Below are 10,234 nucleotides of genomic sequence, written 5' to 3'. Positions count from 1 at the left end.
GGGCGCACCTGCTGGAGAAACTGAACCGCTACGAAACGCACCTCGACCGCAAGTTTGAACGGACATTGGCCATGCTCCTGAAGCTGAAAGACCTGCGCGGCGCATGAGGCGGGACACCATCAAGAACGGCGCAAAGCCCGCTGTAGCAAGGGATTCGCGCTGATTGACCGAAAGACGGGATGCAAACTTGCGAAATGATTTCGGCAAAATCGGAGTGCAAGAGAATGGGCGGCAGCGGAAGCGGGCGGGGATACCAAGGGGGCAAGGACACGACAAACGACATGCGGGCGCTGGATGTTCGGCGGCTGCAACGCGACAGCCTGCTAACACCGGACCAGGCCTTTGGCTGGCAATGGACACGCAGCGGCGAGGAACTGGCGTCGATCGAGATCCGCACGGAAGTCGACCGCGTGATGCTCAGCTATTGCATCCGGAACAGCGGCGGCGAATGGCTACCGATGGAGTACGCTGTTCATCTGGAATGGACACCCTGCCACCTTGGCGGGCGGCGGGCGTGGTTTCGCTGTCCGGCGAGAGGATGCGGGCGGCGCGTGGCCATTCTCTACGGCGGGACGATCTTCGCCTGTCGCCACTGTTGCCGTCTGGTCTATGCCAGCCAGCGGGAAGCTGAGGACGATCGCGCGCGGCGGCGGGCGGAGACGCTCAGGCGGCGTTTGGGTTGGCCGGCGGGCATTGCCAACGCCAACGGAGGGAAACCCAAGGGGATGCACTGGCGCACGTTCGAGCGTCTGACTGCGGTTCACGACGCGTGCGCCGCGGCGTCGCTGGCGGGGGTGGTGAAGTGGCTGGAGTGGATGAACAGGCGGCGGCGCGGTGTGTGCGATGGCGCCGACGGCTGATGATGAATCTGTTTCGCAAAACGGCAAAGGATCTGAGTAAATCGAGTGAGCACACTCACGCAGCACACCGTACCCAGCCCACATGGTCGCGCTCAGCCTCCCGCCCGTTGCCAAATGCCTCAAAGGTCGGGCGGGTTGGGCGCGATCATCTCAAGTACGTGGCGCTCGATCACCTTCTGTGCGACTTCTAAGGCGCTGGTCAAGAGTTCCTGGCTCCGGCACTCCCTGGCGCGCCATGTTCGGACGGCCTACCGTCCAAGAGGCCACCCCTTATCGCCCCGAGATCGGCCTCACACCAAAGCTTAAGCCGGGGCGAACTGGTGTATAGGAGATTTTCAAAGCCAACCCAGTTCGCCCAGGGACCATCTCGGGGATCACGGTGATCAAAGAGAACCAGCCTGCCTATCGACGGCTGCTCGGCTTCGAGGCAGGCGAGGTCGAGCAGCGAATTCGCTTGCCCGAAGACTACTGCGTAATCTGGAGATTTCTGCCGGTTGCAGTAAGCAGATCACGGTTGAAAATGGGCGCGATGCGACCCACCTGGTCTCGTCGATTCCCGAGGAAGTCGAGGATCGCATGGGCGTGGTCAACTAGTGGTAGTGGTGGCATGCTCGCTCCGACGCGTGATCCCACGCTCTGCGGGGCGGAGGCGCTGGGTCATTGGTCGGCGGCAGGGGTCGGCGGCGGAATGGAGGCCAACGACCCGCGGCAGACTGGTAACACTGAAATAACAGGGCAGCGACCAATCAACGACAATGTTGATAGTCGATTTGATAGTTGTCCCCAGGGCGACATCATATTATTATTAATAAACAATATGTTGGGCGCTGTTTGTGGCGGAGAGGGTGGGATTCGAACCCACGGTAGGCTTCCACCTACGCCTGATTTCGAGTCAGGTACATTCGACCACTCTGCCACCTCTCCGAAGGGCGAATGTTAGCACAAGACGGCCAGCGAGGAAGCTCTGCTTGCACTGTGCGTAGCGTCCAGCCGTTGGCACTTGGCCTGCGCGACCGGCGCCCGGGCTGACTGGCGGCGCTGCCCGGCGTATTGCCGGGGAAAGGGACGCCACTCAGTCGGCAGCGATGCGCTGGCGGCCGCCGAGATAGGGCTGCAACGGCTGGGGAACGGCGATGCTGCCGTCGGCGTTCTGGTAGTTTTCCAGCACGGCGACCAGCGTACGACCGACCGCCAGGCCAGACCCGTTCAAGGTATGCACGAGTTCTGGTCGGCCGCGGACGCCGCGGTAACGCGCCTGCATGCGGCGAGCCTGGAAGGCGGCAAAGTTGGAGCAGGACGAGATTTCGCGGTAGGCCTGCTGCGCGGGAAGCCAGACTTCCAGGTCGTAGGTCTTGGCCGACGAGAAACCCATGTCGCCGGTGCACAGGGTGACGCGGCGGTAGGGCAGTTCAAGCAGTTCGAGGATGCGCTCGGCGTGCGCGGTGAGTTCTTCATGCGCCGCTGCCGAAGCTTCAGCGGCGACGATCTGCACCAGTTCAACCTTGTCGAACTGGTGCTGGCGGATCATGCCACGCGTGTCGCGGCCGTAGGAACCGGCTTCGGAGCGGAAACACGGCGTGTGGCAGACGAATTTCAAAGGCAACGCTTCGGCGCTGAGGATTTCGTTGCGCACGATGTTGGTGACCGGCACTTCCGCCGTGGGAATCAGGTAGAGCGGCTCGGCCTCCGGGCGCAGAATCTTGAACAGGTCGTCCTCGAATTTCGGCAACTGCCCGGTGCCGAAAAGGCTGGCGGCGTTGACCAGATAAGGCGAGTAGATCTCGGTATACCCGTGCTGCGCGCTGTGCGTGTCGAGCATGAACTGGGCGAGCGCGCGGTGCAGGTGGGCAAGCTGGCCCTTGATCAGCGAGAAGCGCGTGCCGGAAATCTTGACCGCGGCGGCGAAGTCCATCTGGCCCAGCGCTTCGCCGAGATCGACATGGTCGCGCGGCGTGAAGGTGAAGCTGCGCGGCGTTCCCCAGCGCTTGTTTTCGACGTTATCGTCGGCTGAGCGGCCAAGCGGCACATCGGCCTGCGGCAGGTTGGGAACGCTGGCGACGAAAGCGTCGAGTTCGGCGAGCAGTTCGCTCAGGCGTGCTTCGTTCGCTTCGAGTTCGGCCTTGCACGCGGCCACCTCGTCGAGGATGGCCGTCACGTCCTCAGCCCGGCTCTTGCCCACGCCGATCTGCCTGGAGAGCGCGTTGCGTCGGGCCTGCAGGTCCTGCGTCCGCGTCTGCAGCGTCTTGCGCTCGCTGTCCAGCCGACGAAAGCCGGCGCGGTCGAGCGTGTAGCCACGCGCCGCCAGACGGTCGGCGACAGCGTCGAGGTCGTTACGTAACAGTTGGATGTCGAGCATGCTCAGTCCTTGTTCTTCCGCCTACGCGGCAGAGCGCCCGGCAGCAAGCGGAGCCTGGCGCGCGGCGACCTGCGCAGGCCCGGCCAGACGGTGGTTTCTCCGCCGCCTAGCGCGGCTCTTTCCGGGCGCGCCGGTCGAGTTCGCGCAGGTGGGCCAGCTTTTCGCCAATGCGAATTTCGAGCCCGCGTGCGACCGGCCGATACCATTCGACCTTCGGCATGCCGGGCGGAAAATAGTCTTCACCGGCGGCATAGGCGTCGGCTTCGTCGTGCGCGTAGCGGTAATCCTTGCCGTAGTCGAGTTGCTTCATCAGTCGGGTCGGCGCATTGCGCAGATGCTTCGGAACGGGCCGCGAGCCGTCGCTGCCGACGAAGCTGCGCGCCGCATTATACGCGAGGTAGCCGGCGTTCGACTTGGCCGCCAGCGCCAGATAGACGACCGCTTCGGCGAGCGCCAGTTCGCCTTCCGGCGAACCCAGGCGTTCGTAGGTCTCGGCCGCGTCGAGCGCGATGCGCGCGGCGCGTGGGTCGGCCAGACCGATGTCTTCCCAGGCCATGCGGATGATCCGGCGTGCCAGGTAGCGGGCGTCAGCGCCGCCGTCGAGCATGCGGCAGAACCAGTAAAGCGCGGCATCCGGCGACGAGCCGCGTACTGACTTGTGCAGGGCCGAAATCTGGTCATAGAAGGTGTCGCCCTGCTTGTCGAAGCGGCGCAGCGTCTGCGCCAGCGCGTGCTCGACGAAGTCGCCGTCGATCGCCGTCACGCCAGCGACGCCAGCCGCGGTCGCAATCTGTTCGAGCAGGTTGAACAGCCGCCGGGCGTCACCATCCGCCAGTCCGATCAGGCGCTCGCGAGCGCTCTGGTCAAGACCGGCGGCAGGCAGCGCGCACTGCCGGCCGCGCTCGAGCAGTTCGCCCATTTCTTCGCCCGAGAGTGGCTGCAGGACGTACACGGCGGCGCGCGAGAGCAGCGCCGGAATCACCTCGAAGGACGGATTCTCGGTCGTCGCGCCGATGAAGGTGAGGACTCCGGCCTCGACATAGGGCAGAAAGGCGTCCTGCTGCGCCTTGTTGAAGCGATGCACTTCGTCCACGAAGAGAATCGTCGGCCGGCCGCTGCTGGCGCGCGTCGCTGCGGCGCGGCCGACCGCCTCGCGGATGTCCTTGACACCCGAGAAGACGGCCGAGATGGCGACGAATTCGGCGGCGAAGGCGTCGGCCATCAGGCGGGCAAGCGTCGTCTTGCCGACACCTGGGGGACCCCACAGGATCATGCTGTGCAGTTGCCCGGAGGCAAAGGCGATGGCGAGCGGTTTGCCGCTGGCGAGCAGGTGCTTCTGCCCGATCACTTCGGCCAGCGTGCGCGGCCGCAGGCGTTCGGCCAGCGGCGTCGCTGGCGGGTGCTCGGGACTCTGGCTTTGCATCATCGGACGCGCCCCGGCAAGCGGCGACTGGCGCGGCGCGCCGTCGATCTGCCGGAAAGTGTGACATCCTGCACGGACAGCGCCTGCTTCCGGGCGTATCGTTCGCGCACTGCTTCAGGCAATTCCGAAGAAGTTAGAAGAAGCTCCGACTGGGGCGTTCGGCTCGGCTCGAAGCACTGCAAGACGGCGTCGACCAACTGGCGGTAGTTGCGGAAGGTCCGGCCCGGACCTTGCAGCCAACGGATAGCCGAGTATTTGGACCGGGTGCAATGCCCGGTCTTTTCTTTTCTGATCAACTCATCTGCCAACGGCAGCGCGGTCAGGCGCAGACAGCAGAACTCAGGCGACCGGCTGGTGGGCGTCAAGGACGGCTTTTTCGAGTTCGCCAAATGCTTCGTCGATGTAAAGGCTCAGCTCGCCGAGCTTGGGCAGTTCGTCGGTGGCGATCAGGCCGAAATAGAGCTGCCCGGCGTAGCTGAAGAGCGTGATGTTGAGCAGGTTGCCTGGCGGCAGCGTACTGATCGGATGCAGTTCCTCCATCCTGGCGCCACGAATGTACAGGTGTTCACGCGGTCCGGGGACGTTGGAAACCAGCGTATTGCCGGTCGGCGGCAGGTGGTTGCTGAGCTTGAGCATCTCGGCAAGCTGGCCGACGACGCCGGTGATCAGCGTATAGGACTCGATCGCTTCGGGCGCGACGCTGTCGATCATCGAGCGCACGTTACGCAACGAGAAGCCGATGTTGCGCAGGCGAACGTAAGGGTCGTCGGTCGGTGGCGAAAGCTCGACCTGAATGATGCCGATCTTGTTGCCCAGACTTTCCTCGCCTTCCTTGCGCAGGTTGACCGGCATCTGGATGGTGATCGGCTTCTGCAGATCGATGCCTTGCTCGTGCAGATAGCGATGCAAGGCGCCGTCAAGGCAGGTCAGCGCCACATGGTTGAGCGTCGAGCGCGTCCGCGTGCGGATCAGGTTGACCCGCTCCATGCTCAGGCTGGTCGTCGCGAACTGGCGACCGGGGGTGACCTGTCCGGTCAGCGGCGTGTTGCCGTCGGCGACGAAGGGCAGCGAAATCGCGTTCTTCGTCAGCTTGACGCTTTCCAGCAGCAGCATGGCGGCCAGCCGGCCGATGCCGAGCATGCGCTTGCCGGCACCGGCCAGGTCGCTGAGCAGCGACGAGGTCATTTCCTCTTCGAGTTGTTGCAGCCGCTTCTTGTTCGGCCGCCGGCCGACCGACCAGAGCGGGCGCAGCTCGTGGTCGTCCGCCGTTACGGCAAGCGACTCGGCGGCCCAGCGCATCATCGTCACGCCATCGGCACAGGCGTGATGCATTTTCATGTAAAGCGCGAAGCGCGCTTCGCTGAGGCCGTCGATCACGTGCATCTCCCACAGCGGGCGCGCCCGGTCGAGCATCGGCTGATGCAGTTCGGAGACCAGATCGTAGAGGTCCTGACGCTCGTTCTTGCCGCGCCGCAGCTTATGGTAGAAGACGTGCTGCGCCAGATCCACCGTTTCGCTTTCCTGCCAGGTCGGCATGCCGGTGAGCGAGAAGTGGATGATGCGGTTGAACGGCGGCTTGACGTCGGTAAAGGTGAGCAGTTCCCGGTAGAGGTCGGCGGCAAAGCTCACTTTCGCCTTCGCCGGCCGCTTGTAGATCATCAGCCCGCCGACATGCTTCGGGCTGGCGGCCGATTCGGCGATGAAGAAGCCGAGGTCGAGGAGGGACAGCTTGTTCATGAGGTCATTCTCCACCCTTCTCAGGTTGTTCTGCGACCCGCCGCGTCGGCAATGCGATCACCTGCGGTCGTTCGGGTGCCTCTGGCCGTTTCGCCCGCTCCGGCCCCTGCCAAGGATACATCAGTGCACCTAGTCCTGCAGGACCTTTGCCGCTTCGCCGAGCAGCCATTCGCGGAAGACACCGACCGTCGGCCGATCGGCAACCGCCTCGGGTACGACCAGATAGTAGGCTTGCCGCCGCCGCAGGACGATATCGAAGGGCGCCACCAGCCGGCCAGCCGTAACTTCGACTTCGACCAGCGGTTTCGAGGCGAGCGCGATGCCAACGCCGTCGATCGCCGCCGAAAGGACCAGACCGGGATCGCTGAAATGCGTTCCTGCTCCCGGATCGATTCCGCCGACGCCGGCGAGTTGCAGCCACTCGGCCCAGGTCGGACGGTCAAGGAGTTCGGCGATCGAGTCGTCGTGCAGCAGATTGTGCCGGCGCAGATCGCCCGGAACGTTCAAGGGCCGCATGCCGAAGAGCAGGCGCGGGCTGCAGACTGCCGTATAGGCGGGCGAGAAGAGGCGGTCTGAGCGACAACCGGCGTAGCGCCCATGCCCGAAACGAATGAATACCGGCGTTTCGTCGTCGCGCACGTCGACCCGCTCGTGACCGAGCATGGCTGGCGCATCGCGCGCATCGATCATGTCGAGCGAAGCGGTCATGTGCAATTGCAGTTCGGGATGGCCCGCGGTCAGGTCCGGCAGATGGCGAATCAGCCAGCGGGCGGCAAAGGCCGGCGGAGAGGTGACGAGCAGACGCCCGCCGGCCTGGTGTTGGCGCGTGCTCTCGATGGCCGCGGCGAAGCATTCGAGGCCCTCGCGTACCTTCGGCAACATCGCACGCCCTTCGCGCGTCAGTTCCAGAGCCCGTGTCAGGCGATGGAAGAGAGCAAACCCCAGATACTCTTCCAGACCACGAATCTGGTGACTGATGGCGGTCGGCGTCACCGACAGTTCGTCGCCAGCGTGCTTGAAGCTCATGTGACGGGCGGCGGCTTCGAAGGCGCGCAGGGCGTTCAACGGGGGAAGACGGTAGGTCATATGAGTGAGATTTTCTCATGTATTAGCTGACAATTGATCGTTTGTAGCACCACTGAGCAGGCACTAGACTGCACTTGAACGCTCAGCTACGAGCCCAACAGAAGGATGACCATAATGAAAGCCGACCTTACCCGCGAACAAATCATGCAGATCGTCGAACACGCGCGCCAACGGCGCAGCATCGCCGCCGGCGAAGTGTCTGCCCGTACAATTCGCCAGAGCCTCGTCTGGCTCGGCCGCTGGATTGATCGCGGCCTGCATGTTCTGCTCATGTCGCCGACGGCACATCGCTGATTCAGAGTAACGTCGCCAAAGCGCTTTTTCTGAATCGTTGCCAGGAAAGGAAATCTATTGCCGAGGATTCGCATCGACCTCCCGGAAGCCTTCACCTTCTCCACCGAGATTGCGCTCTACCTGAGCCACATGAACTACGCCGGGCATCTCGACAACGCGATGTTGCTGTCGGTTGTCTCGGAAGCCCGGGCGCGTTTCTTCAAGTTCCTCGGTTACAGCGAGCTTGACGTCGATGGGGTGGGCATCGTGATCGCCGACGCCGGCGTTCAGTACAAGTCGGAAGCGTTCCATGGCGAGGTGATGCTCGTCCAGATGACGGCGGCCGATTTCACCGACAAGGGCTGCGATCTGCTCTGGTGCATGCACGAGCGCGAGACGCGGCGCCAGGTGGCGCGTGGCAAGACGGGGATCGTCTTCTACGACTATGGCGCACGCCAGGTGAGTTCGGTCCCGGCCGGTTTCCGCTTGCGCGCCGCCGGCTGACGGAGTAAACGCGGTGCCTTCTTGCGCGTACGCGCCTCAGCTCGGCGCGAAATCGCGCCGCAGCCGCCGCTGCACGTTCTGCACCTGTTTCAGTGCTTCGCGCAGAATCAGTCGGTCGAGTTCGTGCAAGCTGTCGGGGTCGATGCGGTTCGAGGCCTCGGGTGTGCCACCGTTCATCTGCTTGTTCAGTCGCAGGCGCTGGATGTGCTGGAAAGCGGCAATCTGCGCGCCGAGATCGGCAGCGGCCAGGCCGCCCTGCTCGCCGGCAATGCGCAAACGCTCGACCGTGTTCGTTTCCGGGATGCCGCGCGCCAGCGCATAGATGCGTGCCGCATCGACGAAGGGCCGCGAGCCGTGCTTCTTCAGGTCGATGGTGTGCGGAAAGTCTTTGTCGTTGTCGTAGCGGAAACCTTTCCACCAGTTCAGCGGCGACTCCCAGTTCATCGTATTCTCGACCATTCCGTGCAGGAAGATCGGGTACGAACCGGCTCGCGCCAACAGCCAGGAACGCAGTTCGCTGGCCAGCGAGTCCTGCCCGTAGAGGGCGCGAAAGTCGAAGAAAATACTCGAGTTCAGCAGCGCTTCCGGCTGCGGAGATTCCAGCCAGGCCGAAAAGGCGCGGCGCCATTGCGCGGCCGACAGGCACCATTGCGGGTTGCTCGCCATGATGTTGCCCTTGCATAGCGGAAAGCCGCAAGCGTCGAGCGCCTCGTTGACGGCGCGGGCGAAAGGCAGAAAGGCCGCCTGCAGTGTTTCCGCCTCGTCGTCCGCGGCAGCAGCGAAAATCAGGCCGTTGTCCTGATCGGTTGCCAGCGTCTGCTCAAGCCTGCCCTCGGAGCCAAAGACCAGCCAGCACCACTCGACATAGGGCAGATCGAAGCGGCCAGCAATCAGTTCGATGACCTGCAGGGTGAGCAGGTCATTCAGCGATGAAAGGTGCTGGCAGAGCGTTTCCGCGCTGACCCGCCCGGCAACCAGTTGGGCGACGAAAGCGCGTAGCTCGCCGGCCAGGGCAACCAGCGTCTCGACCTCCTGCGCGGCCAGAATGGCGCGCACGAGGTCGGCACTCTCGCCGCCCGGCAGCGCGTAGAGGTCGCTCTGCGAAACCAGATTGAAGTAGCGGCCATCGGCTTCAGTCAGCACCAGATGGTGCACGTTGCGGCGCACCATGACGACACTGGCGGCGTGCGCCGTGCTGTCGGCAGGCAGCGTAATCAGGCCACTGGTCATCACCGCGGCGACCGGTGCATGCAGGTCGCAGGCCTCGATGGCAATCCGCCGAACGACGTCGTGCAGCGTCAGGATGCCGAGCGGCACGCCGCGCGCAGGGTCGACGACGACGACCGCGTCGGCACGCGCCTGGTCGAGCAGCAGCAGCGTATCCTGTACGCTGGTCGCCGGCCCGACGGTCGGCGGCTGGCCGCGCACCAGGTGGCGCAGGGCGGCGTACGGGGAATACGAAGCGACGCCGGCAGCCCGCTCAGTACTTGAGGCGGGCATGGAAGGTCCTCTCGCTCGCTTCGCGCGCCTGGCGCAAGGTGGTGATTCCCATTTCCGCCAGCAAGGGCAGCATCTTGAGGAACACCTCGCCAGTGACCAGTGCATCACCGAGCGCCGTGTGGCGGCCGAAGACCGAGACGCCGAGGCGCTCGGCGATCGCCTCCAGCCGGTGCGAGGCCTGATTCGGGTGGAGTACCGCTGACAGGAGGAGCGTATCGAGAACCGGTTGATCGAAGCGGATGCCGGTCTTTTTCTCCTTCAGTTGCAGAAAGCGCATGTCGAACGCCGCGTTGTGTCCGACCAGGACGGTATCGGCACAAAAGGAGTGGAATTTCGGCAGGGCAACCTCGACCGGCGGCTGGTCAGCCAGGACGTCCTGTGTGATGCCGTGGATCTCGATCGACTGCCGCGAGAGCTCGCGATGCGGATTGATCAACTGATCGAAGCACTCGTGCCGGAGCAGGCGGCGATTGACGATGCGCGTCGCGCCGATCT

General features: G+C 64.1%; 9 protein-coding genes and 1 tRNA gene. 3 read left to right on the top strand and 7 right to left on the bottom strand.

Going from position 1 to position 10,234, the window contains the following annotated elements; all coding sequences use genetic code 11:
* The first annotated feature begins 224 nt into the window (after positions 1–224).
* Positions 225–860, top strand: coding sequence for a hypothetical protein (locus tag RKP46_RS16050; protein WP_311107547.1), 636 nt, complete (start codon positions 225–227; stop codon positions 858–860).
* A gap of 834 nt (positions 861–1,694) precedes the next feature.
* Here RKP46_RS16050 and RKP46_RS16045 read toward each other — a convergent pair.
* The 5 genes from RKP46_RS16045 to gcvA all read right to left on the bottom strand — a co-directional run bounded on the left by RKP46_RS16045 (position 1,695) and on the right by gcvA (position 7,462).
* Positions 1,695–1,784 (bottom strand) — tRNA-Ser (locus RKP46_RS16045).
* A 148-nt stretch (positions 1,785–1,932) separates the two neighbouring features.
* Complete coding sequence (gene serS / locus RKP46_RS16040; protein WP_311107546.1) at positions 1,933–3,216, bottom strand: serine--tRNA ligase; 1,284 nt, start codon at positions 3,214–3,216, stop codon at positions 1,933–1,935.
* 106 nt (positions 3,217–3,322) lie between these two features.
* Positions 3,323–4,642, bottom strand: a complete 1,320-nt coding sequence (locus tag RKP46_RS16035) for a replication-associated recombination protein A (protein ID WP_311107545.1) — start codon at positions 4,640–4,642, stop codon at positions 3,323–3,325.
* Positions 4,643–4,978: 336 nt separating this feature from the next.
* The gene (locus RKP46_RS16030; RefSeq protein ID WP_311107544.1) at positions 4,979–6,376 is read right to left on the bottom strand and encodes a wax ester/triacylglycerol synthase family O-acyltransferase; all 1,398 of its coding nucleotides are present in this window, start codon (positions 6,374–6,376) and stop codon (positions 4,979–4,981) included.
* 129 nt (positions 6,377–6,505) lie between these two features.
* A complete protein-coding gene (gene gcvA, locus RKP46_RS16025) occupies positions 6,506–7,462 on the bottom strand; it encodes a transcriptional regulator GcvA (protein WP_311107543.1) in 957 nt (318 codons plus the stop codon).
* A 114-nt stretch (positions 7,463–7,576) separates the two neighbouring features.
* On the opposite strand from gcvA, the gene RKP46_RS16020 reads away from it, so the two are divergent.
* The gene (locus tag RKP46_RS16020; protein ID WP_311107542.1) at positions 7,577–7,756 is read left to right on the top strand and encodes a hypothetical protein; all 180 of its coding nucleotides are present in this window, start codon (positions 7,577–7,579) and stop codon (positions 7,754–7,756) included.
* A gap of 57 nt (positions 7,757–7,813) precedes the next feature.
* Entirely contained in the window at positions 7,814–8,239 is a 426-nt protein-coding gene (locus RKP46_RS16015; protein ID WP_311107541.1) for a thioesterase family protein, read from the top strand.
* A gap of 36 nt (positions 8,240–8,275) precedes the next feature.
* Here RKP46_RS16015 and RKP46_RS16010 read toward each other — a convergent pair whose 3' ends face one another.
* Together RKP46_RS16010 and RKP46_RS16005 are read right to left on the bottom strand one after the other, a co-directional pair.
* A complete protein-coding gene (locus RKP46_RS16010) occupies positions 8,276–9,739 on the bottom strand; it encodes a DUF294 nucleotidyltransferase-like domain-containing protein (RefSeq protein WP_311107540.1) in 1,464 nt (487 codons plus the stop codon).
* The coding region (locus RKP46_RS16005; protein WP_311107539.1) for an exonuclease domain-containing protein at positions 9,720–10,234 on the bottom strand (515 nt) is incomplete at its 5' end. The genes RKP46_RS16010 and RKP46_RS16005, both read right to left, overlap by 20 nt.

The organism is Accumulibacter sp. (assembly GCF_031732815.1).
GTDB lineage: Bacteria > Pseudomonadota > Gammaproteobacteria > Burkholderiales > Rhodocyclaceae > Accumulibacter.
Note: the sequence above shows the minus strand (reverse complement) of the source record. Positions and strands in the feature narration are given on the sequence as shown.

Coding starts and splice junctions, on each gene's coding strand:
- gcvA (WP_311107543.1), bottom strand. CDS start 7,462: ATGACCTACCGTCTTCCCCCGTTGAACGCCCTGCGCGCCTTCGAAGCC.
- RKP46_RS16030 (WP_311107544.1), bottom strand. CDS start 6,376: ATGAACAAGCTGTCCCTCCTCGACCTCGGCTTCTTCATCGCCGAATCG.
- RKP46_RS16050 (WP_311107547.1), top strand. CDS start 225: ATGGGCGGCAGCGGAAGCGGGCGGGGATACCAAGGGGGCAAGGACACG.
- RKP46_RS16010 (WP_311107540.1), bottom strand. CDS start 9,739: ATGCCCGCCTCAAGTACTGAGCGGGCTGCCGGCGTCGCTTCGTATTCC.
- RKP46_RS16035 (WP_311107545.1), bottom strand. CDS start 4,642: ATGATGCAAAGCCAGAGTCCCGAGCACCCGCCAGCGACGCCGCTGGCC.
- RKP46_RS16020 (WP_311107542.1), top strand. CDS start 7,577: ATGAAAGCCGACCTTACCCGCGAACAAATCATGCAGATCGTCGAACAC.
- serS (WP_311107546.1), bottom strand. CDS start 3,216: ATGCTCGACATCCAACTGTTACGTAACGACCTCGACGCTGTCGCCGAC.